This window comes from Actinomadura sp. NPDC048021 (assembly GCF_040653135.1).
Classification (GTDB): domain Bacteria; phylum Actinomycetota; class Actinomycetes; order Streptosporangiales; family Streptosporangiaceae; genus Spirillospora; species Spirillospora verrucosospora.
This window is the reverse complement of record NZ_JBEZJQ010000047.1, coordinates 12,786-39,037: the sequence shown is the minus strand read 5'-3', so window position 1 is coordinate 39,037 and position 26,252 is coordinate 12,786. Positions and strand designations below refer to the sequence as shown.

18 protein-coding genes are annotated in these 26,252 nt (G+C 73.7%); 9 read left to right on the top strand and 9 right to left on the bottom strand.

Annotated elements, in window-relative coordinates; genetic code table 11:
* Positions 1-269: 269 nt before the first annotated feature.
* Positions 270-1,094: a TatD family hydrolase gene (locus AB0C87_RS41850; protein WP_360582115.1), complete on the bottom strand. Its 825-nt coding sequence runs from the start codon at positions 1,092-1,094 to the stop codon at positions 270-272.
* On the bottom strand, positions 1,091-2,884 hold the full coding sequence (gene metG / locus AB0C87_RS41845; protein ID WP_345173525.1) for a methionine--tRNA ligase: 1,794 nt from the start codon (positions 2,882-2,884) through the stop codon (positions 1,091-1,093). The genes AB0C87_RS41850 and metG overlap by 4 nt, the downstream gene beginning before the upstream one ends.
* Before the next feature lie 93 nt (positions 2,885-2,977).
* Between metG and AB0C87_RS41840 the strand changes: the two genes are divergently transcribed.
* Positions 2,978-4,594: a glycosyltransferase family 39 protein gene (locus tag AB0C87_RS41840; protein WP_353834870.1), complete on the top strand. Its 1,617-nt coding sequence runs from the start codon at positions 2,978-2,980 to the stop codon at positions 4,592-4,594.
* Here AB0C87_RS41840 and AB0C87_RS41835 read toward each other — a convergent pair.
* Entirely contained in the window at positions 4,591-6,417 is a 1,827-nt protein-coding gene (locus AB0C87_RS41835; RefSeq protein WP_360582113.1) for a hypothetical protein, read from the bottom strand. The genes AB0C87_RS41840 and AB0C87_RS41835 overlap by 4 nt on opposite strands.
* 103 nt (positions 6,418-6,520) lie before the next feature.
* Positions 6,521-7,867, bottom strand: a complete 1,347-nt coding sequence (locus AB0C87_RS41830; protein ID WP_360582111.1) for a glycosyltransferase family 2 protein — start codon at positions 7,865-7,867, stop codon at positions 6,521-6,523.
* A 780-nt stretch (positions 7,868-8,647) separates the two neighbouring features.
* On the opposite strand from AB0C87_RS41830, the gene AB0C87_RS41825 reads away from it, so the two are divergent.
* Positions 8,648-10,096: a hypothetical protein gene (locus AB0C87_RS41825; RefSeq protein WP_345173518.1), complete on the top strand. Its 1,449-nt coding sequence runs from the start codon at positions 8,648-8,650 to the stop codon at positions 10,094-10,096.
* A gap of 10 nt (positions 10,097-10,106) precedes the next feature.
* Here the strand turns inward: AB0C87_RS41825 and AB0C87_RS41820 are convergent, their stop codons facing one another.
* Entirely contained in the window at positions 10,107-10,409 is a 303-nt protein-coding gene (locus AB0C87_RS41820; RefSeq protein ID WP_360582109.1) for a hypothetical protein, read from the bottom strand.
* A 138-nt stretch (positions 10,410-10,547) separates the two neighbouring features.
* Positions 10,548-11,393 (bottom strand): 16S rRNA (cytidine(1402)-2'-O)-methyltransferase, encoded by an 846-nt coding sequence (gene rsmI / locus AB0C87_RS41815; protein ID WP_360582107.1) that lies wholly within the window; start codon positions 11,391-11,393, stop codon positions 10,548-10,550.
* 97 nt (positions 11,394-11,490) lie between these two features.
* On the opposite strand from rsmI, the gene AB0C87_RS41810 reads away from it, so the two are divergent.
* Positions 11,491-13,323 carry a phospholipid carrier-dependent glycosyltransferase gene (locus tag AB0C87_RS41810; protein WP_360582105.1) on the top strand — a complete coding sequence of 611 codons (1,833 nt, stop codon included), beginning with the start codon at positions 11,491-11,493 and terminating at the stop codon, positions 13,321-13,323.
* 15 nt (positions 13,324-13,338) lie between these two features.
* Here the strand turns inward: AB0C87_RS41810 and AB0C87_RS41805 are convergent, their stop codons facing one another.
* Positions 13,339-14,547, bottom strand: a complete 1,209-nt coding sequence (locus AB0C87_RS41805; protein ID WP_353834785.1) for an MFS transporter — start codon at positions 14,545-14,547, stop codon at positions 13,339-13,341.
* A 122-nt stretch (positions 14,548-14,669) separates the two neighbouring features.
* Here AB0C87_RS41805 and AB0C87_RS41800 point away from each other — a divergent pair, with 122 nt between their 5' ends.
* From AB0C87_RS41800 to bla, 3 genes are all read left to right on the top strand, one after another.
* Positions 14,670-15,683 carry a LacI family DNA-binding transcriptional regulator gene (locus AB0C87_RS41800; RefSeq protein WP_360582102.1) on the top strand — a complete coding sequence of 338 codons (1,014 nt, stop codon included), beginning with the start codon at positions 14,670-14,672 and terminating at the stop codon, positions 15,681-15,683.
* A gap of 46 nt (positions 15,684-15,729) precedes the next feature.
* On the top strand, positions 15,730-16,764 hold the full coding sequence (locus tag AB0C87_RS41795; protein ID WP_360582100.1) for a magnesium transporter CorA family protein: 1,035 nt from the start codon (positions 15,730-15,732) through the stop codon (positions 16,762-16,764).
* A 107-nt stretch (positions 16,765-16,871) separates the two neighbouring features.
* Complete coding sequence (gene bla, locus AB0C87_RS41790; RefSeq protein WP_345173506.1) at positions 16,872-17,825, top strand: class A beta-lactamase; 954 nt, start codon at positions 16,872-16,874, stop codon at positions 17,823-17,825.
* Positions 17,826-17,898: 73 nt separating this feature from the next.
* Here the strand turns inward: bla and AB0C87_RS41785 are convergent, their stop codons facing one another.
* On the bottom strand, positions 17,899-19,548 hold the full coding sequence (locus tag AB0C87_RS41785; protein WP_345173505.1) for a penicillin-binding transpeptidase domain-containing protein: 1,650 nt from the start codon (positions 19,546-19,548) through the stop codon (positions 17,899-17,901).
* Positions 19,549-19,700: 152 nt separating this feature from the next.
* Here AB0C87_RS41785 and AB0C87_RS41780 point away from each other — a divergent pair, with 152 nt between their 5' ends.
* From AB0C87_RS41780 to AB0C87_RS41770, 3 genes are all read left to right on the top strand, one after another.
* Complete coding sequence (locus tag AB0C87_RS41780; protein ID WP_345173503.1) at positions 19,701-20,672, top strand: LysR substrate-binding domain-containing protein; 972 nt, start codon at positions 19,701-19,703, stop codon at positions 20,670-20,672.
* Positions 20,669-21,574: a serine hydrolase gene (locus tag AB0C87_RS41775; protein WP_345173502.1), complete on the top strand. Its 906-nt coding sequence runs from the start codon at positions 20,669-20,671 to the stop codon at positions 21,572-21,574. The genes AB0C87_RS41780 and AB0C87_RS41775 overlap by 4 nt, the downstream gene beginning before the upstream one ends.
* 122 nt (positions 21,575-21,696) lie before the next feature.
* On the top strand, positions 21,697-24,432 hold the full coding sequence (locus AB0C87_RS41770; protein WP_345173500.1) for an AAA family ATPase: 2,736 nt from the start codon (positions 21,697-21,699) through the stop codon (positions 24,430-24,432).
* Positions 24,433-24,448: 16 nt separating this feature from the next.
* Here AB0C87_RS41770 and AB0C87_RS41765 read toward each other — a convergent pair whose 3' ends face one another.
* Positions 24,449-25,777, bottom strand: coding sequence for an amidase (locus tag AB0C87_RS41765; RefSeq protein ID WP_360582095.1), 1,329 nt, complete (start codon positions 25,775-25,777; stop codon positions 24,449-24,451).
* Positions 25,778-26,252: the final 475 nt, after the last annotated feature.

Below are 26,252 nucleotides of genomic sequence, written 5' to 3'. Positions count from 1 at the left end.
TTTGGCCGCCCCCCCCGCGCGGGGGGGGGGGCCCCGCCCCCCCCCCCCGGGCCGGGGGGGGGGGGGGCGGGGGGGGGGGGCGCCCCCGCGCGGCACGGATGGGGAAGGCACGGGGAGTTCCTCCAGGGAGCCGGGCTCGGGGGGCGCCCGTCCAACGGCCAGAGATTAGAGGCCCCCGCCCGTCTCCGCCACCGGAACGCCGCCACTCGCCCCATTTGCCCGATATGCCCACCCCGGGATCCGCTCCGCCCCGGCCGGACCCGCACCGGTCACCAGGGACCGAAGGCGCGCTCCCCGTTCGCGGCGATCGCGGCGCACAGCTCCGCCAGGTCGACGCCCTTGACCTCCGCCATCGCGCGGACGGTGTGCGGGATCAGGTACGAGGCGTTCGGCTTGCCGCGGTGCGGGATCGGCGTCAGGAACGGCGCGTCGGTCTCCACCAGCAGCAGGTCGAGCGGCGCGGCGCGCAGCGCCTCCCGCAGGGGCTCGGCGTTCTTGAACGTGACGTTCCCGGCGAAGCTCATCAGGTAGCCGCGATCGGCACAGACCCGCGCCATGGCGGCGTCACCGGAGTAGCAGTGGAAGACGACCGTGTCGGGCGCCCCCTCCTCCTCCAGGATCGCCAGCACGTCGTCGTGGGCCTCCCGGTCGTGGATCACCAGGGCCTTGCCGGTGCGCTTGGCGATGTCGACGTGGGCGCGGAAGGAGCGGTGCTGGTCCTCCTTCGGCGCCCAGTCGCGGTAGTAGTCCAGGCCCGTCTCGCCGATCGCGCGGACCTTGGGGTGCGCGGCGAGCAGGGCGACGTCGGCCAGGACGGCGTCGCTGACGCCCGTCGTCTCGTTCGGGTGGATCGCGACCGCCGCGTACACGTCGTCGAACTCGCCCGCGGCGTCCACCGCGAACCGGGAGGACGGCAGGTCGCAGCCGATCGTGACGATCCGCGCGACGCCCCCGGCCTTCGCCGACCTCAGCTGCTCGTCCACCGGCGTCTCGACGATGTCGAGATGGCAGTGGCTGTCGAAGACGTCGGCGGGCAGGCGCTCGGGCAGCGGCGGGTAGGAACGGGACGCCTGCCCGTCCCCCTCCTGGGTCACGCCTTCTCCAGCCGGGCGAGCTCCTCGTCCACCACGGACGTCTCCAGCTTCTTGAACAGCGGCACCGGCTTGGCCAGCGGGACGCCCGGCTTGATCGGCATGGACTCCCAGCGGGCCTCGGTCGCGTAGTCGCCGGTGAGGACGCGGTAGTCGGGGCCGCCCTCCTCCGACACCGTCTCCAGCCTCGGCATGCCGCTCCACACGCCCTGCCCCCCGAGCATCTCGTAGACCTTCTGCGAGGAGTTCGGCAGGAACGGCGTCAGGAGCGTCTTGGCGTCGTCGACGACCTGGAGGGCGGTGTGCAGGATCGACTTGACGCGCTCGGGGTCGTCCTTGAGCTTCCAGGGCGCCTGGTCCGACAGGTACTTGTTGGCGTCGCGGACGACGTCCAGCGCCTCGGTGATCGAGTTCTTGAACCGCGACCGCCCGAGCTCGGCGCCCACGGCCCCGAACGCGGCGCGGCTGCGCTCCAGCAGCGCCCGGTCGGCGTCGGTGAGGTCGCCCGCCTCGGGGATCGCGCCGAAGTTCTTCGCCGCCATGTTCACCGAGCGGTTCACGAGGTTGCCCCACGCCGCCACCAGCTCGTCGTTGTTGCGGCGGACGAACTCCGACCACGTGAAGTCGGTGTCCTGGTTCTCGGGGCCGGCGACCGCGACGTAGTAGCGCAGCGCGTCCACGTCGTAGCGCTCCAGGAAGTCCTTCACGTAGATGACCACCTGGCGGGACGAGGAGAACTTGCGGCCCTCCATCGTCAGGAACTCCGACGACACGACCTCCGTCGGGAGGTTCAGCGCGCCCAGCGAGCCGGGCGTGCCGCCCTTGTCGCCCTGGCCGCTGTAGCCGAGGAGCATCGCCGGCCAGATCTCGGCGTGGAAGACGATGTTGTCCTTGCCCATGAAGTAGTAGGACAGGGCCTCCGGGTCCTGCCACCAGGCGCGCCACGCCTCGGGGTCGCCGGAGCGCCGCGCCCACTCCACCGACGCGGAGAAGTAGCCGACGACGGCGTCGAACCACACGTACAGCTTCTTGGCCGGGTTGTCGCGCCAGCCGTCCAGCGGGATCGGCACGCCCCAGTCGAGGTCGCGGCTGATCGCCCGCGGCTGCATGTCGTCGAGGAGGTTCAGCGCGAACTTCAGCACGTTCGGCCGCCACTGGCCCTGCTTACCCCGCAGGTACCGGCCGAGGACCTCGGTGAACGCGGGCAGGTCGAGCATGAAGTGCTCGGTCTCGGTGAACTTCGGCGTCTCGCCGTTGATCCGCGACACCGGGTTGATCAGGTCGATCGGGTCGAGCTGGTTGCCGCAGTTGTCGCACTGGTCGCCGCGCGCCCCGTCGTACCCGCAGATGGGGCAGGTGCCCTCGATGTAGCGGTCCGGGAGCGTCCGGCCGGTGGACGGCGAGATCGCGCCCATCGTCTTGGTCGGGAAGATGTAGCCGTTGTCGTACAGGCCCTTGAAGACCTCCTGGACGACCGCGTAGTGGTTCAGCGTCGTGGTGCGCGTGAACAGGTCGTAGGACATCCCGAGGCCGTACAGGTCCTCGGCGATCACGGAGCTGTAGCGGTCGGCCAGCTCGCGGGCCGTCACGCCCTCCTTGTCGGCCTGCACCTGGATCGGCGTGCCGTGCTCGTCGGTACCGCTGACCATCAGGACCTTGTTGCCCGCCATCCGCTGGTAGCGGCTGAACATGTCGGCGGGCAGCGCGAAACCGGAGACGTGCCCGATGTGACGGGGCCCGTTGGCGTACGGCCATGCGGGCGCGGTCAAGATATGACGGCTTGACGAGGACATGGAATCAAGGGTAGTCGCGTCACGGGGGCCGCGGCACGCGAGTAACCTGGCTCGGCGTCACAGCACGGACCAGCGGAGGCGGGAACTCAAGGCATGGCCCAGACCACGTCCGACCAGGCGGTCGCCCGGGAAGCCGACGACGCGGGGCCGGACGCGCCGTCCGCCCGCACCGGCCCGCTGAGCCGGCTGCGGCGGACCCGGCGGGTGGTGTGGCTGTCGCTGCTGGTCGCGGCGTCCGCGGTGCTCGCCCAGTGGGTGATCATGACCCCGCCGCTGTACTTCGACCCGTACTACGTGTGGCTCGCCGCCCGCGACTGGCCGCACATCCCCCTCACCCAGTGGCCGTTCGACGAGGTCCCGCACCAGGTCACCCGGATCGGGCTGGTGCTCCCGGCCCGGCTGGTCCAGGAGGTCCTCGGGGATGGCCAGGCCGCCTACTTCACCGTCGCCGCCCTCGGCGGGGCCGCCTTCTTCGTCGGGACCTACCTGGTCGTCCGGTCCCTGTTCGGGGACGTGGCGGGCCTGGCGTCCGCGGCGGTCATGCTGGTCCACCCGTTCTTCACCATGACCAACCCGTTCGGCCACGAGATCACCTGGTCGACCGGGGTGATGCTGCCGGACATGCCGGGCGCGGGGCTGTTCACCCTCGGGATGGCGGGCCTCGTCGTCGCGAGCCGCAGGTCCGGCCGGGCCCAGACGCGGATGCTGCTCGCCGCCGGGGTGCTCCTCGGCGCGTCGTTCCTCGTCCGGGAGTTCCTGGCCTTCCTCTTCCTCGCCATCCCCGCCTATCTGGCGCTGCTGCGCATCCCGTGGCGCCGCAACGTCACGGTCGGCGCGCCGATGCTGGCGATCCTGCTGCTCAACTTCGTCCACAACCAGCTGGTGTGGGGCAGCCCGCTCGCCGGGCTCATGTCGGCGGCCGAGCACGGCGGCCAGTCCCGCGACTACGTCACCCGCTCGCTCGCCGCGCGGTCGTTCCTGCGCGCGATGCACGACTGGAACCCGCTCGGGCTCGTCTTCACCGGGGCACTGGTCCTCACCATCGCCGGCTGGGCCCTCACCCGCGACCGGCGGCTCGCGCTGGTCCTGGTGTGGTTCTTCACGCTGGCGGTGCCGCTGACGCTGTTCTCCGGCGTCCTCGACCCGAACGACATCTCGCTGCGCGCCTGGCTCCAGCGGTACTGGTTCGCGGTGCTGCCCGCGCTGCTCGCCGGGGGCTCCGGATCGCTGATCCTGATGTTCCGGATGCTGCCGTCCGGCCTGGTGGCGCGGCTGCGGCTGCGGACGGTCGCGGCGCCCGTCCTGGCGGTCGCGCTGGGGGCGACGTACGCGGTGGCGGCCGTCCGCGCCGTCCCCGAACTGCCGCGCGACAAGGCGTGGAACGAGCTGCGCGGGTACCTCGGCGGCCACCGCGACATCACGCTGATCTGCGCCGACCGGCGGCTCGCGCAGACCCTCACCTTCTACACGCGCGACATGTGGGGGCGCCCGGTCTGGCGCGGCGAGATCCGCGACTTCCCGCACTACATGCCGATCCCCCGCAACGCGACCGAGGGGCCGATGCTCTACACGCGCTGGCGCGGCATGGAGTCGCAGATCGGCGGCGGCTGGCGCCCCGACCCCGCCCAGGGCTGGACGCTCATGTGGCGCTCGTCGGACGGGGTGCTCCAGCTCTGGAATCCCCCCGCGAAGGCCGCCGCCGGAAGCTAGCGGGTCCAGGCGACCCAGTCGCCCTCGACCGTGCGGCGGCTGGCGACGACGTGCCAGCCGGGCGGAGCGCCCTTCGGCCAGGACGCGGTGGGAGGGGCGTTCTTCGGCCAGGCCAGGACGACCATGTCGGCGTCCTGGGGCGGCGCGGTCCAGCGGGCGTCGAACACGCTGCCGTCGCTCCACCAGGCCCAGTAGTACTGGGAGAGCCGGATCGTCCACCAGATGTTCCAGTCGACGGCGATGGACCGCTGCTTCGTCAGGTCGACGGTGCCCCGCAGGTCGGTGTAGGCCGTCTCGGCGCGCACCAGCGGCTGCGCGATGCGTTCGGTCGCGGTGACGCACATGGCCAGCGCGACGGCGGCCAGCAGGCCCGCCAGCAGCAGCCGGCCGGTCGGGCGGTGGGGCCGCAGCAGGACGGCCGCCGTCGACAGGACGAGCAGAAGCAACCCGGCGGACGTGGCCCGCCAGAGGTGGAACGCCGTCCAGTCCCAGGTCAGGAGCGACGTCTCGGGGAAGTCGTAGGCGGTGTAGGTGTACCGGGTGAGCAGGTCGCCCGCGTACCACTGGACGACGCACGCGGCGACGACCGTCAGCACGGCCGCCGCGCCCGCCGCCCACAGCAGCGTGCGCCGCGAGGCGCGCATCAGGACCGCGACGCCCACCGCGAACAGCGCCGGCGTGACACTGGCCAGGTAGCGGCCGTACACGTAGTTGCCGATGCGGTACTCGACGGGCAGGGCCGCCGACGTGGCGAACGCGATGCCCGCCACGAGGGCGACGACCGCGAGCGCCAGCGCCCGCACCGGCCCCGGGGTGGCGCGGCGCACCGCGAGGAACGCGACGGCGAGGAGCCCGAGCGCCGCCACGCCGCCGGTCGCGACGGACTGGTACCAGACCTGGCCGGTGCCGAGCGAGAGCATCCAGCCCCACCCGTCCAGCGTGGTGAGGCGCTTCACGACGTTGCCGCCGAGATCGTTGTCGCCCTGCGGGTACATGTGGGGCAGCAGCGTTCGGTTCAGCAGCATCCCCGCGGCCGTCGCGGCGGCGAGGGCGAGCGTGGCGGCGGACACGGCGCGCCAGGACCGCCACCGGAACACCAGGGCGGCGCCGAGCAGCGCGGCGTGCACGAGCAGCAGGATCGCGCCGCGGGTGTGGCAGGCGTAGGCGTAGGCGACCAGCAGCGACGCGCCCGCCCCGGCCGCTGTCAGCCGGAGGGACGGGCGGCGCCCGTCCGGGGGCGGGGCGGTCAGCCAGGTGTGCGCCAGGAGCAGCCAGCCGGCCACGAGCACCGGCAGGATCGCGTCGGTCAGCACGAACCCGGAGTAGAACAGCACGCACGGCAGCAGCGCCGTGACGTGCCCGAAGACGTATGCCCAGCGCCGCCGCACCGCCAGCCGGCGCAGCAGCAGGTAGGCCAGCGGCAGCATCGCCGCGCTGACCAGCGCGTTGATCGCCAGGGCGGCCCGGTAGACCGCGACCGGGCCGTCGCCGATCCAGAAGGCGGGCGTCAGCAGCAGCGGGTAGCCGCCGCGGTACACCGTCCCGAACGACATGTCGGCGTCGGGCCCGCCGGTCAGGACGCGGGCGGCGAACAGGTACCCCGACTCGTCCGGCGTCGCCACCGGAAGCGTCTGCCCCGACGCGAGCCAGAGCCGCACGGCGACCTGCGCGAGCCACCCGAGCGCGAACAGCCAGGCCCAGCGGCGACGGTCCGCCCGCGGCGGGGCGGCGGCCGGGTCGGCCGGAAAGGCCGGAGGCCGCGCGGCGCCGCCTTCGTGCGGGGCGTCCGGGCGCGCGGCGTCCTGCGGCGTGCGCGTGCTCACCGGCGGGCGGCGCGCCGGGCGCGCACTACCGGGGGAAGAAGCTCCATCGACGGTCAAGCCTGTCATATCGCGGGCGGAGCGCCCGGGCCCGGCCCGGAGACGCTCAGCGAGCGTCCTCGTCGCCGGCCTCGGCCGGGGTGGCGCCCGCGTTGCCCGCGGTGACCTTCTCCGGCTCGTCCTCGGCCGCGCCCTTCTCGTTCTTCTCGGCCTTCGCCGCCTTCGCCGCCTTCTCGGCCTCGGCGACCTTCTGCACGGCGGCGTCGACGACGCCCGCGGCCTCCTCGGCCGGGTCCGTGAGCGGCGGGTGCTGGCGGCGCCGGATGCCGAGGATGCTGACGAACAGCGAGGCGAAGATGGCCTGGAAGCTCATCACCAGCGCGGTCGCGGCGGGGACGACGATGCGCAGCGAGTGCCGCGGGTCCAGCTCGCCGAAGCTGTTCACCCGCCAGTGCAGCAGGGACGCGACGAGGCCGCCGAGGCCGGCGACGGCGAGCAGCCCGCCGAGCAGCAGGCCGCGCTCCAGGCTCCACCAGTCGATGAGCTTCTGCACGCGGCGGTCGTGCGGCAGGAATCCCTCCTGCATCGCGTAGACCTTCGTCAGCAGCGCGAACAGCACCGCCTGGAAGCCGATCACCAGCGCGGCGGAGGCGCCGACCAGCGTGTCGACGTCGAAGGCGATGTCCCCGACGGTCACGGGGCCGGTCGACAGCGCGACGCCGGCGACCAGGCCGAGCATCATGAAGACCAGGCCGGGGATGAGGAACAGCCAGCGGGGGCTGTAGAGCATGAGGAAGCGCAGGTGGCGCCAGCCGTCGCGCCAGGTGTTGAGGTGCGGGGCGCGGGTCCGCCCGTCCGGCGACAGCGTGGTCGGCACCTCGCGGATGTCGTAGCCCTGCAGGGTCGCCTTGACGACCATCTCGCTGGCGAACTCCATGCCGCCGGTCTGCAGGCCGAGGCGCAGGATCGCGTCCTTCTCGAAGGCGCGCAGCCCGCAGTGGAAGTCGCCGATCTTGCTGCCGAAGAACAGCCGGCCGACGAAGCTGAGCACCGGGTTGCCGAGGTAGCGGTGCAGCGGCGGCATGGCGCCGTCGGCGATGCCGCCCTTGAACCGGTTGCCCATGACGAGGTCGGCGCCGTCGCGCAGCTCGTCCAGGAACGGGCCGAGGGTGGTGAAGTCGTAGGAGTCGTCGGCGTCGCCCATCGCGACGTACCTGCCGCGCGCGGCCCGGATCCCGCCCATGAGGGCGTTGCCGTAGCCCTTGTCGACCACCGGCACGACGCGGGCGCCCGCGTCGCGGGCCAGCTGCTGGCTGCCGTCGGTGCTGCCGTTGTCGGCGATGACCACCTCGCCGTCGATGCCGCTGTCCTCGAAGAAACCGATGGTCTTGCGGACGCAGGTCTCGACCGTCTCGGCCTCGTTCAGACATGGCATCACTACGGAGAGTTCCACGCGATCTCCTTCATTACCCCTGGTGGCGTCGTTACCCTTGGTGACCCTGTTACACCTGCTGACCGTCTGCGGCGTTTTCCACTAATCTCTGTTGTTCCGCGTGTTGTTCATCGGGACGGCCCGTCGGCGTTCATGATGCCCGCCGAGAGCGGGGCATGATGGCCGCTCTCGTCAAGAGCACCCGTATCGTGTTGCCCACTTGCAACCGGAAAACCCTATCCGGCACCGTCGCGGGCGGCATGTTAGGACGTCAAGCATACGGGCACGGCGGCCCGGAAAGGGTGGGCGGCTGTGACGCGCGCCGCAGGACGCAGTGCCGTGGACGAACGTAGTGCCCTGGACCAACGCAATGCCACCGGACCGGGGGCCGGACATCGAAGGGAAGGTGCGGCCGTGGCGGGGGAAACGCCGCAAGGCACCGCGCTCGACGGGTCGGCGCAGGGCGGGACGGCCCTCGCGACGACGGCCGGGGCCGCCGCGGCGCCGGGCGCACCGGACGCTCCGGCCGGCGCGTCCGGGGACGCGACGACCGCCCCGGACTCGGCCAAATCTTCGCCAGAGGCCGGCAACGGCACGCCCGATTCCGGCACAGAAGGTCTGGAATCCGGCATAACGGCCACGGTGTCCGGCGAGTCCATTAAGGGCGCGCCCGAAACCGGTTCACAAGTTCGTCCGGAATCGGGGGACGCGCCGGACGACGCGCCCGGAGAGAGCGCGGAGGCGGGTCGCGGACGCGGCCGCGGGTTGTGGACGCTGGCGCGCCGAAACCCGGTCTTCAGTGTGATCATTGCCATAGCGGCGCTTCTCCGCCTGGTGGCGATGCTCGGCTACCAGCCGGTGATGTTCTTCAACGACAGCTTCGACTACCTGAACGTCGCGATGGACCCGTATCCGCACCCGCTGCGGCCCGACGGGTACTCGTTCCTGCTGCTCGTCCTCAAGCCGTTCCACAGCTTCGCGCTGGTCGCCGGGCTCCAGCACCTCATGGGCCTGGCCATGGGCGTGATGATCTACGCGCTGCTGCGGCGCCGGTTCGGGCTGCCCGGCTGGGGCGCCGCGCTGGCGGCCGCGCCGGTCCTGCTGGACGCCTACCAGCTCCAGCTCGAACACCTGGTGCTGTCGGACACGACGTTCACCTTCCTGGTGATGTGCGCGGTCACGCTGCTGCTGTGGCGCGACCAGCCGTCCTGGAAGATCGCCGCGGGGGTCGGGCTGATCGTCGGGATGGCGTGGCTGACCCGCTCGGTCGGGATGCCGGTGCTCCTCGGCGTGCTGGTGTACATGCTGGTCCGGCGCAGCGGCTGGCGGCTCATGGCCGTCACGCTGGCCGCCTGCCTGCTGCCGGTGCTGGGCTACATGGGCTGGTACAAGGCGGAGAGCGACAAGTTCGCGATCACCGAGAGCAACGGGATCTTCCTGTACGCCCGGGTCTACAAGTTCGCCGACTGCCACCGGATGAAGGACCTGCCGGTCAGCGAGTACCCGCTGTGCACCGAGCCCGCGAACCGGCTGCCGAACTCGCAGGACGGCATCTGGAACGCCCGCTCCCCGCTCAACCGCTACACCGGCACGCGGTTCAGCCCCGAGAACAACAAGCTCGGCAACGACTTCGCCAAGCGGGCCATCGTCGCCCAGCCGCTCGACTACTCGCGGGTCGTCGCGCACGACTTCTTCCGCGTCTTCCAGTGGAAGCGCACGGTGTTCCCCGACCCGGCGACGTACGCGCAGTACGAGTTCGAGAAGAAGAGCCGGCCTCTGCCCGACTGGCACATGCCCGGCGGCGGGACGGCCGCCCAGGACGCGCGCGGCTACGAGCGCGGCAACGCCCGCACGCAGGTCGTCGAGCCGTTCGCCGGGGCCGCCCGCGGCTACCAGGACGTCTTCTACCTGCGCGGCACCATGGTCGGCGCCATCCTGCTCCTCGGCCTGGCCGGGCTGGTCCCGCTGTGGCGCCGGTTCGGCGGCGAGGCGCTGCTGCCGTGGACGCTCGCCACGGGGCTGCTGCTCGCGCCCGCGGCCACCGCCGAGTTCGACTACCGGTACGTGCTGCCCGCCGTCCCGCTGGCGGCGCTCGCCGCCGGGCTGGCGTTCAGGCCCGAGGCCCGCGCGACGGCGGCCGGCTGGACGCGCCGCCTGACCGGCCGCGGCAGGAGCGGGGCGACCCCGCCGGCGCCGCCGGCCGAGCCGGTGGTGCAGGAGGCCCCGGGGGCCACCCGCGTCACCGCCTGACCGTCGCGCGCTACCAGGCGTGCATGCGGCGGAGGTGGAAGACCATCGCCACGTCGCTGCCGTCGCGGACCATCGGCACCTCGTCGTGCCTGCCGTGCGTCGCCGACAGCGCCTTGACGTTCTGGCCGCCGCAGTCCGGGCAGCACCGGTCCATCCAGGGCGTCGTGCAGGGCTGGCCCTGGCGCACGTAGATGACGGCCTGGTTGCCATGCCCGTCACCGGAGTGCCGGACCTGGAACTCCTCGTTCCAGGACCCTTCGCAGCCCAGGCACTCGAAGACCCACACTTCGTGGTGCGTCCATGCCTCGTGCATGGCACTCACCCCCTCACAGACCGTCTTCCGCGCGTCTCTTCGGCGCCCCTGGTCTGCTTCACTGGGATGCCCCGGCCGGAGGCTACCGGGGCAGTTATGCCCCGGAGGCGCCCCTTTGGACCGCTCTGAGGGGGGTGACTATTTTCTGGCCTTGACAACGGCGTCGTAAACGAGGCGCTTCTGGGCGCCGTTGTCCCGGGCGACCTCGGCGATGGCCTGCTTGCGCGGCGTCCCGGCCGCCTCCCGCGCGGCGACCGCCGCCGCCAGGTCCGCCGGGTCCGTCAGCCCCCGCGGCTCGGGCGCGCCGCCGACCACCACCGTGATCTCGCCGAGGACGCCGTCCGCCGCCCACGCGGCGAGCTCGCCGAGCGTCCCCCGGCGGACCTCCTCGTAGGTCTTGGTCAGCTCGCGGCACACCGCGGCGGGACGGTCCGCGCCGAACGCCTCCGCCATCGCCGCGAGGGTGACGGGCAGCCGGCGCGGCGACTCGAAGAACACCATCGTGCGGGGCTCGCCCGCGAGCGCCTCCAGCCGGCGGGCCCGCTCCCCCGGCTTGCGCGGCGGGAACCCCTCGAAGCAGAACCGGTCGGTCGGCAGCCCCGACACCGCCAGCGCGGTCGTGACGGCGGACGGCCCGGGCAGCACCGTGACCGGGACGCCCTCGGCGACGGCGGCGCGCACCAGCCGGTACCCGGGGTCCGACACGCCCGGCATCCCGGCGTCGGTGATCACCAGCACGTCCCGTCCGGCGAGCAGGTCCTCCACGAGCCCGGCGGCCCGCTCCCGCTCGTTCAGGTCGTTGTAGGACACGACGCGGCCGGGCAGCTCGACGCCGAGATCGCCCGCCAGCCGCCGCAGCCGCCGCGTGTCCTCGGCCGCGATGACCGGCGCCTCCGCGAGCGCGGCCCGCAGCCGGGCCGAGGCGTCCTCGGGCCTGCCGATCGGCGCCGCCGCGAGCCGCAGCGTCCCCGTTCCCGCCTCCATCACGGCCCCCATCCCGCTCGTCCCGTCACGCGGATCATTGTCCCAGGGAAGGCGCCAAGGTCCTCAAGGAGGAGGGAAGTGCAAATAAACTCGCAGGATGTCGACGACGGATCTGGCTCCGGTCCCGGCCATGGCGTCCCGGCGCAGGCCCCCTGCGCTGCGGGAATGGCTCGCGCCGGCGATCCCCGGCAGCCCGCTGCTGTCCTGGCTGGGCCCGCTGCTGGTGACCGCGCTCGCCGCGTACCTGCGGTTCGACCGGCTGGCGACGCCGAAGACGGTGGTGTTCGACGAGACCTACTACGCCAAGGACGCGCTCGCCCTGCTGAGGTTCGGCTGGGAGCACAACACCGTCGAGGGCGCCGACAAGATGCTCATCGCGGACCCGGACGCCCATATCTGGGGCAGCGGGCCCGCGTTCGTCGCGCATCCGCCGTTCGGCAAGTGGATGATCGCGATCGGTGAGTGGATGTTCGGCGCGACGCCGTTCGGATGGCGGTTCATGCCCGCCCTGATCGGGACGCTGTCGGTGCTGATCCTGTGCCGCCTCGCCCGCCGGATGACCGGCTCGACGCTGCTCGGCTGCGCCGCCGGGCTGCTGCTGGCGCTGGACGGCCTCGCGTTCGTGACCAGCCGCGCCGCGCTGCTGGACGTCTTCGTGATGTTCTGGGTCCTGGCCGGGTTCGCCTGCCTCGTGAACGACCGGGACCGCTCCCGCCGCGTCCTCGCCGAGCGGATCGAGCAGGGCCGGACCTCGGTGTACGGGCCGTTCCTCGCGCACGGCTGGCGCTGGGGGGCGGGCGTCTGCCTCGGCCTCGCCTGCGCCACCAAGTGGACGGGGGTCTTCTACGTCGCCGCGTTCGGGCTCATGACCGTCCTGTGGGACTACGGCGCCCGCCGCGCCGCCGGGGTCCGGGCCCCGCTGCAGGGGACGATGCTGCTGGAGGCCGTCCCGGCGTTCGTGCAGATCGTCGTGGCGGGGCTGCTCGCGTACCTGGCGACCTGGTGGGGATGGATCTTCAAGCCGGGCGGCTGGGGGCGCGGCGAGGTCTCGGGCAACCCGCTGTGGCGGCCGTTCGAGGCGATGCCCAAGCTGTGGCACTACCACTCGGAGATGCTCGGCTTCCACACGGGTCTGGACGCCAAGCACCCCTACCAGTCGTGGCCCTGGGACTGGCCGATCCTGCGCCGTCCGGTCGCGTTCTTCTACACCGAGCCGAAGGGCGCGTGCGGCGCTGCGACCCGCTGCTCGCGCGAGATCCTCGGGATCGGCACGCCGGCCCTGTGGTGGGGGGCGCTGGTCGCGCTGGTCGTGGTCGCGTTCATCTGGCTGATCCTGCGCGACTGGCGGGCGGGGGCGATCCTGCTCGGCTTCCTCGCGGGCTGGCTGACCTGGTTCCCGTCGGCGTTCGCCGACCGCACGATGTTCCTGTTCTACGCGACACCGCTCATCCCGTTCATGGTGCTGGCGGTCGTCCTGGTGCTGGGATACCTGATCGGACCGGCGCCCGCCTCGGCGGCGGGCGCGCACGCGGCGCGCTCCGGCGAGAGCGGCCGGGACGCGGGGCCCGCCCTTCCGCCGCCCGCCTCCGCCGACGGGCCTCCCGCGCTGCCGTGGGACCCGCCCGCCGGAGCGTCGCCGGCCCTCGCGCCGTATGACGAGCACGGGCCCTATGACCAGCACGATCCGTATGACCAGCACGGCGCATATGACCAGCACGGCGCATATGACCAGCACGCGCCGTTCGACGAGCGCGGGGCGCCCGCGTCCTCCCAGACCGCCGGGGCCCGGCGGCTGATCGGCGCCGCCGCGGCGGGAGCCTTCCTGCTGGTGGTGCTGGCCAACTTCGCGTACTTCCATCCGATCCTGTCCGCGCAGACGATCCCCTACGAGGACTGGCAGGCGCGGATGTGGTTCGACCGCTGGGTCTGACGCGCGGCCGGACCGTCACAGCCGGGCGGCGGCGTCCGCGGTGACGGCCGGGGCCGCGGCGGGGCGCAGCGTCCGCGCGCCGAGCAGGCACAGGGCCAGGGCGAGGACGCCCCCGACCCCGGCTCCCGCGAACGCGCCGGGCACGCCCGCGGCGTCCTGCCCGACCCCCGAGACGAACGAGCCGACGGAGCCGCCCGCGCCGATCGCCGCGACGATCCACGCGAACGCCTCGGTGACGGTCCCGGCCGGGGCGAGCCGGTCGACGAGCGTGAAACTGCACGCCAGCACCGGCGCGAGGAAGACGCCGGAGACGAACGCGAGCACCGACATGACCGGCAGCCCCGGCGCGAGGACGAGCGGGAGGTACCCCGCGGCGAGCGCCGCGAGCAGCCAGGGCAGCCGCCGGTGCGCGGCGCCCGCCCACCTGCGGGCGCCGTAGACGATCCCGCCGGTGAGGGCGCCGCCCGCCATGCACGCCAGCAGCAGTCCGGAGGCGAGGTCGCGGCCCAGGTCCTCGGCGTAGGCGACGACGGCGACGGAGTAGACGCCGAGCGCGATCCCGGCGCAGGCGAGCGACAGCAGCAGGACCCGCAGGCCGGGCGAGCGCAGCGGCCCGGCCCAGTCGGAGGCGCGCGGCTCGCCCCGCCACCGGCGCGACGGCCCGGACAGCGCGACGACGAGCGTCCCGGCGATGCCGAGGGCGCCGGTGATCAGCAGGGCGGTCTCGGTGTTCACGACGGCCGCGGCGACGACGAGCAACGGCCCGACGGTGAACAGCAGCTCCTGGGCGGCGGCGTCGAGCGCGTAGGCGGCGTCGACCTGCTCAGGGCCGTCCAGGACGTCCGGCCACAGGGCGCGCAGCCCGGCTTCGAGGGGCGGGGTGGCGAACCCGGCGGCGAACACGGCGGCGACGGCCAGCGGGAGGGGGGCCGCGCCGACGGCGGCGAGCAGCGCGAACCCGGCCGCGGAGGCGCAGGCGGCGGGCAGCAGGACGCGCGGCTGGCCGAACCGGTCCATGGCGCGGCCGAGGACGGGCTGCCCGGCGGCGGTCGACAGCCCGAGGATCGCGGCGAGGGTCCCGGCGAGCGGGTAGCCGCCGTCGTCGGCGCGGACGTGCAGGACGACGGCGAGCATGCCCATCCCGTTGGGCAGGCGGCCGAGGAGGGTGCCGCCGAGCAGCCGTCCCGCGTACGGCCTCCGCAGGAAGACGACATAGCCGCGCATCGATGGCCCCCGAGTCCTGTCTAGATTTGTCAGTCATACGTATTACCTCCGTCATACGTACCACTTCCGAGTCCTTCCGTTCTAGTCTGATTTCGTTAGAACGATCCGCCAGGGAGGCGCAGGTGCCGGCGATCAGCCGTCCCACCAGCAAGGACGTGGCTCAGGAGGCCGGGGTCTCGCAGTCCACGGTCTCGCTCGTGCTGGGCGGCAAGTGGAGCGGGCGCGTCTCCCCCGCGACCGCGCGCAGCGTGCGGAGCGCCGCCGAGCGGCTCGGCTACCGGCCCAACCAGGCGGCCCGGAACCTGCGGCTCGGCACCACCCGGACCGTCCTGCTGATGGTGCCGACCCTGACCGCGCCGTTCTTCGGCCCCGTCTACACGGGCGCCGCGCGGGTCGCGGCACGGCACGGCTTCGGCGTCGTGGTCTCGACCTGGCCGGACGGCACGGCGGGACCCGCCGACGGCCCGTTCGCGGCGCCGGGCGAGGCGATCGACGGCGTCCTCGCGTCCTCGATGGCCGCGGAGACGCTCGGCGGGTTCGGCGAGACGCCCGTCGTGACGCTGGACAGCGGCCCGGCCGGCCTTCCCGGCGCCCCCGTCCCCACCGTCGACTTCGGCGTGGCCGACGGGATGCGGGAGATCGCGGAGCACCTCGCGGGCCTCGGCCACTGCCGGATCGGGCACGTCGCCGCCGCCCTGGACCAGTGGACGTTCCACGCCCGCGCGGACGCCCTCGCGGAGGTCGTCGCGGGCCTGCCGGGCGGCGTCCTCGACCGGGCGGGCTGCGCGATCGACGTCGCCTCGGCCAGGGACGCCGCCACCCGGCTGCTCACCGGTCCCGAGCCGCCGACCGCGCTGGTCTGCGACGACGACCTGATCGCGGCGGGCGCGTACAAGGCGGCCCGCGCGCTGGGCCTGGACGTCCCGTCCGACGTGTCGGTCACCGGGTTCGACGACGTGCTGCTGGCGACGGCGCTGGAACCCGAGCTGACGACCGTCCGGCTGCCGGCCGAGGAACTGGGCGCGCAGGGCATGGCGGCGCTCCTCGGCCTCCTCGACGGGCGCCGTCCCGCCTCCCGCGTCCTGCCCGGCGAGCTCGTCGTCCGGGGCTCGACGGCGCCGCCGCGCGCCCGCTGACCGCCCGGCTCCTCATTTCCTGGGAAAGCTGGGGTATAAGGCGCGCATGGGATCCCATCCATCCGAGACCGACTTCGACGAGGACCCGGGCAACCGGATCGGCTCGGCGCCCCCGCGGACGCGGGCCTGGCGCGACGGCGCGATCGAGGCGGAGGGATTTCCCGTCGCGCGGGTCAGCGACTACCTGGAGCGCCCGGACGTCGTCGTCTGGCTCGACCTGTGCGCGCCGCGGCACGAGGACCTGCACGTGGTCAGCGACGAGCTCGGCCTCGATCCCGTCGCCGTGGAGGACGCGGTGTCCCGGCACGAGCGGACGAAGCTCGACCGCTACGAGGGATACGTCTTCCTCAACTTCTACATCCCGCAGGTGGAGGACGGCGAACTGACGATGCACGAACTGTCGGCGTTCCTCAGCGACCGCGCCCTCGTCACGGTCCGGCAGGACCGCGGGTTCGACGTCGACGAGCTGATCCGGCGCTGGGACCAGGCCCCGCACACCGGGCTCGACGAGCCGAGCGCCTCCTTCCTGCTCTACGGGCTGCTCGACCTGGTCGTCGACCTGCAGCTGAACGCCGTCCAGGCGCTCGACGACGAGGCCGACGCGGTCGAGGACCTGGTCTTCGACGACAAGTTCCCGGTCAAGGAGATCCAGCGGCGCAGCTACCGGCTGCGCAAGAACCTGACCGCGCTGCGGCGGATCGCGCTGCCGATGCGGGAGGTGCTCAACACGCTGCTGCGGCGCGACCTGCGGGTCGTCCCGGCCCCCCTCGTCCCCTACTTTCAGGACGTCTACGACCACACCCTGCGCGTCGGGGAGTCGACGGACAGCCTGCGCGATCTCGTCGCCGATCTGCTGGAGACACGGCTGGCGCTGCAGGGCAACCGCATGAACGAGGTGATGAAGAAGGTCACCAGCTGGGCGGCGATCATCGCGGTGCCGACCGCCGTCACCGGGTTCTACGGGCAGAACGTCCCCTACCCCGGGTTCTCCCACCACTCCGGCTTCATCGCCAGCACGGTCATCATCGTGACGTTCAGTGTCGGCCTCTATGTGATCTTCAAGGTGCGCGACTGGCTCTGACCGCGGCGTCCGGCGAGGTCAGGGCCCTGTCATACGGGTTCGCATATCGCGGCGCACGCCATATCAATATTGGACATGACGTTCGCGGCTCTGGTCTGCTCTCCCGCATGACGACCCACAGCAGGCGCGAGCGGCGGCTCGGCGCCGCCGCTCTCGCCCTGACGACGATCGCCGGCCTGGCCGGCTGCGGCTCCGGCGCGGACCCGGGCGTGCGGAGCGCGGCGCCGCGCAGCGCCGCGTCCACGCTCGCCGTCGATCCCGCGCAGGCGAAGGTCACCAGGCAGATCGGCCGCCTGGAGGCGACCCACCACGCGCGCATCGGCGCCTTCGCGGTCGACACCGGCACCGGGCGCGCCGTCTCCCACCGGCCGGACGAGCGCTTCGCGTTCGCCTCCACGTTCAAGGCGATGGCGTGCGGCGCCGTGCTGAGCAAGGCCCGGCGCTCCGACCCCGGGCTGCTCGACAGGGTGATCCACTACACGAAGGACGACCTGGTCGAGTACTCCCCCGTCACCGAGAAGCACGTCGACACCGGCATGACCGTCGCCGACCTGTGCCACGCCGCCATCACCCAGAGCGACAACACCGCCGGGAACCTGGTGCTGAGGCAGATCGGCGGGCCCGCCGGGCTCACCGCCTTCTTCCGCTCGCTCGGCGACCAGGTGAGCCGGAGCGACCGCTGGGAGACCGACCTCAACGTCTGGAAGCCGGGCGAGGTGCGCGACACCACCGCTCCGCGCCCGTGGGCGGGAGACCTGCGGGCCCTCACCACGGGCCCGGCGCTCGTCCCCGCCGACCGCCGGCGGCTCATCGGCTGGATGAAGGCGACGGTCACCGGGGACAAGCGCATCCGCGCCGGACTTCCCAAGAGCTGGACGGTCGGCGACAAGACCGGCACCGGCGGGACCTACGGCACCGCCAACGACATCGCGATCGCCTGGCCGCCGTCCGGCGCCCCGCTCGTCATCGTGGTCACCACGAACCGGTTCGGCCCCGAGGCCGAGGCCGACGACGGGGCCGTCGCCGAGACCGCCCGCATCCTCGCCGGCGCCCTCCGTTAGAGCCCGCGGGATGACGATCGCCCCTGGCACCGGACGTCCGGTGCCAGGGGCGACGCGCGCCGGGCGGGGACGCTCAGAGCGCCCTGAGGAACTTCGCCGCGATGGGGGCCGCGGCCTCGGCGCCGGTCCCGCCGCCCTCGACGATCACCGCGAAGGCGACGTCCTCGCGGTAGCCGATGAACCAGGCATGGGTCGGCGGGTTGTCGCCCCCGCCGAACTCCGCGGTGCCGGTCTTGCCCGCCGTGCCGGACGGGAAGTCGACGCCGGAGGCGGTGCCCTCGCTGACGACGGCCGGCATGAGGGCGTGCAGGGCCTTCTCCACGGCGGGCTCCAGCCGCTTCGGCGCCTCGGGCTTGCGGCCTCCGGCGTCGGCGGCCTGCGCGGCGAGGGACGGATCGACCAGGCGGGGCGAGCGCCAGGTGCCGTCGGCCGCGGCGGCGGCGACGCTCGCCATGTTGAGCGGGCTGGTCAGCACCTCGCCCTGCCCGAAGGACGCGGCGGCGAAGGCGGTGTCGTCCTTGTTGGCGGGGAACGCGGCGCGGACGGCGGGCAGCCCCGCGATGATCGGGGCGTTGAACCCGAACTGGGCGGCGACCTGGGCCAGCCGCTTCTCCCCGAGCTTGTCGACCGCGAGGCGCGCGAACGTGGTGTTGCAGGAGTGCGCGAACGCCTCGCGGAGCGGGACCGTCCCGAAGTCCTCGTGCTTGTAGTTGTGGAACGACCGGCCGCCGACCGCGGTGGTGGCCGGGCAGGCGACGGCCGTCGTCGGGGACATGCCGCCCGCGACGAGCGCGGCGGCCGTGACGACCTTGAACGTCGAGCCGGGCGGGTACCGGCCCATCAGCGCGCGGTTGTAGCCGCCGGGCTGGTTCGCCACGGCGAGGATCTCGCCGGTGGACGGGCGCAGCGCCACCATGGACGCCGGCTCGGCCGCCCCCGCGACCGCCTGCCCGGCCGCGGCCTGCGCCTTCGGGTCGATGGTCGTCTTCACCGGCTTGCCCGCCGCGCCGCCGAAGCGCTGCAGCGTCTTCACCGGGACGCCCTCGGCGTCCGTGATCTGCACGGCGAGCGCGGGCGTGCCGGAGAGGCGCCGCTCGTACTGCTGCTGCAGGCCGTCCGCGCCCGCCGGGTCGCCCTTGCGGTACGGGGCGCCGAGCTTGCCCGCCGCCTCGGCGGAGACGGGGCCCACCTGCCCGGCGAGCTGCCGGGCGGACCCGGACGGCGAGGACGAGAGGTCGCTGCCGTCCGCCGCGAGGACGGCAGCGCGGTCCGGCCAGGCGCGCGCGGCGCGCAGCCGCTGCCCTTCCTTGAGCTCCGGGTACATGACCTGCGGCGACCAGCGGACGAGCCAGTCGCCGTCCTTCTTCACCATCGGAAGCGATCCGTCGTACTTCCACACCCGGTCGCCCGCCAGCGTCACCTCGGCGCTGTAGGCCCCGCCGACCCTGCCGTCCTTGGGACGCCCCACGGACGCGACGGTGTAGCGCTGCCTGACGGCGCCGAGGTCGTCCCGCATCCGCGTGAAGCGCGTCTCGAAGTCGGCGGGCGGGGCGTCGGTGAGGGCCTTCATCGCGGCGGGGTCGCCGCCGCTCCAGGCCGCGAGGTAGCGCTCCGCGGCGTCCCTCGGATCGTCACCGTCGCGCAGGAACCACACCGCCCCCGCCCCCACGATCACGACCGCCGCCACGACCGCGGCGACGGCGAGCACACGGGATCGGCGCATCGTCGAACTCCTTCTCCCCCTGTCCGGCCACCGGCCGGGCGATCCGCAGAGCGCGGATGACCGATGGGGGCACCAGAACACCAGGCGACGCCCGAAAAGTCCAAGATTGATATCGGTCCAGATGAATATCCGTTTTGGTATTATCCCTGCTCGTGAACCTCGTCGGGCATCTGCGGTGCTTCGTCGTCGTCGCCGAAGAACTGCACTTCGGCCGCGCGGCCGAGCGTCTCGGCATGGCGCAGCCGCCGCTGAGCCAGCGAATCCAGCGGCTGGAGAAGGAGCTCGGCGTGCGGTTGTTCGACCGGTCCAGCCGGCGGGTGCGGCTCACCGCGCCCGGCGGGCTGCTGCTGGAGGAGGCACGTGACATCCTCACCCGCGTGGACCGCATCTACTCCGTCGCCGAGCGCGCCCGGCTGGGCGAGGTCGGGACGGTGCGCGCGGGCCTGCCGAGCGACCTCGGCGGCCGGGTGGTCGCCGCGCTGATCGCCGCGTTCCGGGAGCGCCGCCCGGACCTGCGGCTCGACCTGCGCGAGACGGGCACCGACCAGCAGATCCGCGCGCTCGCGGAGGGCGCACTGGACGCCGGTGTGGTGCGGCACCCGTGCGACGCCCGCGGGCTGGAGCTCGGCCCGATGCTGGCGCAGCCGCTCGGCGTGCTGCTGCCCGCCGGCGACGCCGTCGCGCGCCCGGACGCGCCCCCGGAGGTGCACCTGGCCGACCTCGGCACCCGCGACGTCGTCGTGCCGCCGCGCGAGGAGGCGCCCGGCGCCCACGACGAGGTGCTGGCGGGCTGCCGCCGGCACGGGTACGCGCCCGCGGCGGTCCACGAGGCACGGCATCCGGGCTTCGCGCTCGGGCTCGTCCTCGCCGGGACGGCCGTGGCCCTCGTCCCCCGCACCGACGACACCGCCGGGGCGGTGTGGCGGCCGCTGGCGGGCGAGCCGCTCGCCTGGCGGACGTCGTGCGCCTGGCGGCGGGCCCGCGATCCCGAGCACGCGCGCGCCATCGCCGACTTCACCGCCGTCGCGACCGCGGTGCTGCGCGGCGAGGCCGGCATGACCCCGCTCGACCGCGCCCCCGCCCGCCGGGTCGTCCCGCGCCCGTCCTCCGGGTTCCTGGCATGAGCGAGGCGCCCGTCAGGAGGGCGAGCGCGGCCGAGCGGATCAACGCGGCGTTCCGGTCGGCGGGCGTGACCGGCGTCCTGCACGTCGTGGACATCGACACCGGGCGGGACGTCGCGGTCGGCGCGGACGAGCCGGTGGTGCTCGCGTCGGTGTTCAAGGTGCCGCTGCTCGTCGCGTTCCACCGGCAGGCCGCCGCGGGCGTGCTGGACCCGACCGAGCAGGTCACGCTGCGCCCGGACGACCGCACCGCCGGACCGACCGGGGTGTCGGCGCTGCTGGACGAGGTCCGCATGTCGCTGCGCGACCTCACCTGCCTGATGATCACCGTCAGCGACAACGCCGCCGCCGACGTCGTCATGGACCGGGTCGGCCTGGACGCGGTCAACGCGACGGCCGCCGACCTGGGGCTCCGCGACACCGTCATCGAGGGCAACGGCCGCGACCTGCACGAGACCCTGCTCGCCGACGCCGGGGCGGGCAGCGTCGCCGAGGTCTGGGCGCGGCTCGACGAGCCGGGCCTGAAGGATCGGCTGCGCGCCCTCGACCCGCTCCGCACGAGCCGCAGCACGCCCCGCGACATGACCCGGCTGCTGTCGATGATCTGGCGGGACGAGGCCGCCCCGCCCGCCGAGTCGGCGGCGATGCGCCGCCTGTTCGGCCTCCAGGTCTGGCCGCACCGCCTCTCGTCCGGGTTCCCCTACGACGACGTCGTCGTCAGCGGCAAGACCGGCACCCTGCCGACCCTGCGCAACGAGGTGGGCGCCGTCGAGTACCCCGACGGGGCCCGCTACGCGGTGGCGGTCTTCACCAGGTCGACGCTGCCCGTCGCCGTCCTCCCGGAGGCCGACGCGGTCATCGGCTCCGCCGCCCGGATCGCCGTGGAGTCGCTCCGCCGCGCCTGAGCGCGGGTGCGGCGCGCTCCTGTGCGGCGCGACCCTCTGATCCGGTGCGACGCGGGCACCACAGCACTCGCTTGGAAAACATAAGCTGTACCCCTGTTTTGGACGTTCTTGGGGAGTATTCGTTGCGGCTGCCGGAGCATCTGGAGCTACTGCTCACCGACGAGCCGGTGCTCGACGTCTACTCGCACGGCCCGTGGCGCGTCCCGGACGGGCTGTTCGAGGAGATCTCGGCGCGGATCGACGGGCTGGCGGCCGACCCGCGGGCCGTGGAGCTGACCACCGACGAGCACAAGCTGCTGACGCTGCCCGCGTCGCTCGTCACCGCGGAGATCTTCGGCATGCTGGCGTTCCTGCCGGGCGGCGGCGCGATCAAGGCGGGCTCGTGGTCGCAGCTCCCCGAGCGCCTGCTGCACCGGCACCTGGTCAACCCCGGCCCGCTCAGCACCCGCATGACGCGCTGGGACGCGCCGGGCGGGCGGTGGCGGCCCCCGGTGGACTGGCTCATCGAGGCGCCCGACCGGGCGCTGGCGATCGAGCTGGCCCGCGACTGCCTGTCGGTGCTGGAGGGCATCGAGCCGCTGGAGGAGCGGCGCAAGGCGCTGGTGCGCCTCTACGACGACCCGCCGGTCTGCGACGTGAACCTGCCGAAGACGGAACTGCGCGAGCACTGGCACGCGCACGCCGGCGACGACATCGTCGCGGCCGTGCCCGAGCTGCTCGGCCCGGTCGGCTACCTGGAGTGGGTGTGCGCGGGCCTGCTCGCCGCCTACGAGCACCTCATGGAGGCGGCGCCGCGCGAGGAGACCGTCGAGGTCCACCTGGTCCACCTGCTGCTCCAGGGCAGCATGGAGCAGGTCCCGGCCGAACTCGCGGTCGCGCTCGGCGAGGACCGGTACGGCGAGCTGCTCCAGCGGTTCACCGCGGAGCGCCGCGGGTTCAAGGCGGGCGCGTGGCAGGAGCGGACGCGGGCGTGGCTCGTCCGGGCGCTCGTCGCGGGCGCCGCCGACGCGTGCCGCGGCTGGCTCGACATGGCGATGCGCTTCGTCGCGATCGTGCAGGGCCTGCCGGGGGACCCGTGGTTCCCGAAGGCGGAGTGGATCCCGGTCGGCCAGTTCCAGACCGACCTGCGCCGCCTGTACGCGCCGCGCCGCCGCGTCGTGAACCCGCTCACCGAGACGCTGCGCAGCGTGCCCGCCGCCGACGCCGCGTCCGGGACGGCCGCGGGCGGCCGGGCGGAGATCGCCACGTCGCTGGTCGGGCAGCCGGAGGTGACCGCGGCGCTGGCCGAGCTCACCCGCGGCAACGCGCCGGTCCGGCTGCTGATCAGCGGGCCGGACGGCACCGGCAAGCGCGACGCCGCGCAGGAGCTCGGCAGGGCGCTGGCGCTCGGCCGCGACCCGCACTGGGTCACCGACAACCTGTTCTCCGGGCAGCGCCTGTCGGACGCCGTCGCCAAGCTGCACGCCGACGCCCGCGACTGCGCCGGCGACCGGCTGCTGATCATCGAGGGCCTGGACGGGATCGTCGCCGACCCCGGCAACGGCGAGGCCCTGGCCGCCGAACTGCACCGGCTCCTCGCCGTCCACCCCGACCTGAACCTGGTGGCGCTGTGCGACGCCGGCGGCGAGGAGCGGATCCGCGAGATCAATCCCGTCCTGCCGCAGCGGTTCCGGATCGCCCGCACCCGGCCGTTCACGGCGGCGGGCCACGCCGAGCTGTTCCGCCGCGCGCTGGAGGCCCGCGGCGCCCGCGGCACCCGCCCGGCGATCGAGGCGGCGGGCGCGCTGCTGGCCGCGACCACGCCGACGCAGACGCTGCGCAACGCGCGCCTCGCGCCGCATCTCGCCGACCAGGTCGTCGCCGCCGCGCGGTCCCGGCTCGGCGCCGACGCGGCGGGCGCCGCGCCAGTCGTCCGCAAGCAGGACCTCCCGGCCGCGCTCGACACCGCGCAGGCCGCCGGCGACCCGCTGGCCGAGCTGCGCGAGCTCACCGGCCTGGAGAGCGTCAAGCACGAGATCGCCCTGCTCGTGGCGGGGACGCACGCGGCGCGGCTGCGCAGCGAGTCGGGCCTGCGGATCACGCCGCCGACCCGGCACATGGTGTTCACCGGCAACCCGGGCACCGGCAAGACGATGGTGGCCCGGCTGCTCGGCCGCATCTACAAGCGGCTCGGCGTCCTGTCGTCCGGGCACCTGGTGGAGGCGTCCCGCGCCCACCTCGTCGGCGAGTACATCGGGCAGACCGCGCCCCGCACGCGCCGCCTGGTGGAGCGCGCGGTCGGCGGCGTCCTGTTCATCGACGAGGCGTACACGCTGACGCAGTCGCCGCTGAAGGGCGACTACGGGCACGAGGCGATCGCCGAGCTGGTCAAGCTGATGGAGGACCACCGCGACGACCTCGTCGTGGTCGTGGCCGGCTACGAGCAGGAGATGGCCGAGTTCCTCGCCGCCAACCCCGGCCTGGACTCCCGGTTCCCCAAGCAGATCCACTTCCCCGACTACAGCGACGACGAGCTGATCACCGTGTTCGGCCGGCTCGCCGCCGCCGACGGCTTCGAGCTGGCCTCCGGCACCGAGGACGTCCTGCGCTCGATGCTGCGCCGCGCGCCCCGCGGCCCGTCCTTCGGCAACGGCCGCCTGATGCGCAACATGCTGGACGTGGCCGTCGCGAACCAGGCCGACCGCGTCGCCTCCGCCGCCGTCTCCCTCGCGGAGGGGACGGCGGCGAAGAAGGGCGGCGGCAGGGACAAGGGCGGCGAGCCGGCGACGCCGACCAGGGAGGAACTGGTCACGCTGACCGCCGACGACCTGCCCCCGCTGCTGGACCACCCCGAGGAGTTCTTCGGCCTCTACCTCTAGCCGGGCGCGGGCCCGGTCAGGAGGCGAGATGCTCGGCGGCGGCGAACAGGAGGTTCTCCGCTCCCCGGCGGGTGACGAGCTGCGCCCCGATCGGCAGCTCGCCGCCGCCGTCCGCCGGGACGGTACCGGCGGGAACGGACAGGGCGGGCAGCCCCAGCACGTTCCACGGCGAGGTGAGGCTGACCAGCAGGGCGGTGAGCGGGCCGAGGCCGACCTCGGTCGCGCCGATCCGGGGCGCGGGGATCGGCATGGTGGGCATGGCCAGCAGGTCGTAGCGGTCCAGCAGCCCGGCGATCTCCTCGGCGTAGCGGTCCCGCTCGCGCAGCGCCCGGACGAGCCGCCAGCCCGGCATCCGGGCCGCGTCCTCCAGGCGGGCGAGCGTCGCCGGCTGGTACCGGTCGGGCGCCTCGGCGACCCGCTCGGCGTGCACGTCGTACGCCTCGCTGTACTCGATCGCCAGGAACACCTGCCGGAGCCCCGCGAAGTCGATCCGCTCGGACGGCGCGTCCGGGAACAGGGCGCGGACGCGCCGCTCCACCTCGGGGTCGCACGCCGGCGGCTCGATCCAGGCGACGCGCCCGTACGCCGGGCCTCCGGCGCGGTCGCCCCCGCCGGCCGGGCCGTCCAGGAGGGACGGGACGGCCTCCGCCGGCCCGGTCAGCGCCTGGTAGGCCACGCGGCAGTCCGCCGCGGTGGCGGCGAGGACGCCCACGTGGTCGAGCGAGCGCGACAGGGGGAACACGCCGTCGGCCGGGATGGCGCCGTGCGGCGGCTTGAACCCGGCGATCCCGCAGAACGCCGCCGGGATGCGCACCGACCCGCCCGTGTCGGTGCCGATGGCGAGCGGGACCATGCCCGCGGCGACCGCGACGGCGCTGCCGCTGCTGGACCCGCCGGACATCCGCTCCCGGTCGGCGGGGTTGCGGACCGCGCCGTTCACCGACACGTCGCCGCTGCCGCCGAACGCGAACTCCTGCGTCCCGGTCTTGCCGACGATCACCGCGCCCGCGTCCCTCAGCATCCTCACGCAGGCCGCGTCGGCCTCGGCGACGTGCCCGGCGAAGTGGCCGGACCCCATGCCGGTGGGCAGCCCGGCGACGTCGATGATGTCCTTCACCGCGACCGGGACGCCGTGCAGCGGGCCCCGGTCGACGCCGGCCGCCAGCTCCTCGTCGGCCCACCGGGCGGCGGCCTCGGCGCCCTCGGCGTCCAGGGTCACGAAGGCGTTCAGGTCCTTGTCGACCGACTCCAGGGCCCGCGCGACCAGGCCCCGCGCCGACTCCCGGCCCGCGCGCAGGTCGCGCCCGATCCCGGTCAGCGTCCGTCCGGTGAAGAACCCGCCCATTCCGCCTCCTTGCCGCTTACCTGTACTGATCTGCGTAGCATCTCAGACCGCCGCCGCCCCGTCCGTCCCGGTCGTCGCGCACAATGTGGCACTCTGTCACCAATTAGTCGCTCATTGTCAACCGTTCATCGCAGAATGCCCGCCGTTCGCCGACCGCGCGCCGGGAACCGTGAACCTACGCGCGAGTAGCCGCCAGGCTTCCAGCACCCGGAGGTGACGCTCCCGCCGGTTCGCTGGGGGGCGGGGCGGAGGCCGTGCGCCGGCGCGCCGGCATACCGCCCCTGTAGCCGGCTGCGGCCGCACCGAGGTGGGGGGACGAGGTCACGGCCGTGCGCCGTGGCCTCGTTGTCGTGGTGCGCCTGTCGCCGCACCCGCTGCCCGTCCGGCCATCCGGGACGTTCGGCCCTAGGCCCGCGGGCACCGGGCTGATGGGCTCTCTTCGACGGTTGAGAACCCCGTTCGTGGGGACGGGATG

What these genes read in the sequence shown, in the direction of transcription:
- AB0C87_RS41820 (WP_360582109.1), bottom strand. Translation starts at nt 10,409, where the DNA reads ATGCACGAGGCATGGACGCACCACGAAGTGTGGGTCTTCGAGTGCCTG.
- AB0C87_RS41775 (WP_345173502.1), top strand. Translation starts at nt 20,669, where the DNA reads ATGAGCGAGGCGCCCGTCAGGAGGGCGAGCGCGGCCGAGCGGATCAAC.
- AB0C87_RS41840 (WP_353834870.1), top strand. Translation starts at nt 2,978, where the DNA reads ATGGCCCAGACCACGTCCGACCAGGCGGTCGCCCGGGAAGCCGACGAC.
- AB0C87_RS41765 (WP_360582095.1), bottom strand. Translation starts at nt 25,777, where the DNA reads ATGGGCGGGTTCTTCACCGGACGGACGCTGACCGGGATCGGGCGCGAC.
- AB0C87_RS41785 (WP_345173505.1), bottom strand. Translation starts at nt 19,548, where the DNA reads ATGCGCCGATCCCGTGTGCTCGCCGTCGCCGCGGTCGTGGCGGCGGTC.
- AB0C87_RS41795 (WP_360582100.1), top strand. Translation starts at nt 15,730, where the DNA reads ATGGGATCCCATCCATCCGAGACCGACTTCGACGAGGACCCGGGCAAC.
- rsmI (WP_360582107.1), bottom strand. Translation starts at nt 11,393, where the DNA reads ATGGAGGCGGGAACGGGGACGCTGCGGCTCGCGGCGGCGCCGATCGGC.
- AB0C87_RS41805 (WP_353834785.1), bottom strand. Translation starts at nt 14,547, where the DNA reads ATGCGCGGCTATGTCGTCTTCCTGCGGAGGCCGTACGCGGGACGGCTG.
- metG (WP_345173525.1), bottom strand. Translation starts at nt 2,884, where the DNA reads ATGTCCTCGTCAAGCCGTCATATCTTGACCGCGCCCGCATGGCCGTAC.
- AB0C87_RS41810 (WP_360582105.1), top strand. Translation starts at nt 11,491, where the DNA reads ATGTCGACGACGGATCTGGCTCCGGTCCCGGCCATGGCGTCCCGGCGC.
- bla (WP_345173506.1), top strand. Translation starts at nt 16,872, where the DNA reads ATGACGACCCACAGCAGGCGCGAGCGGCGGCTCGGCGCCGCCGCTCTC.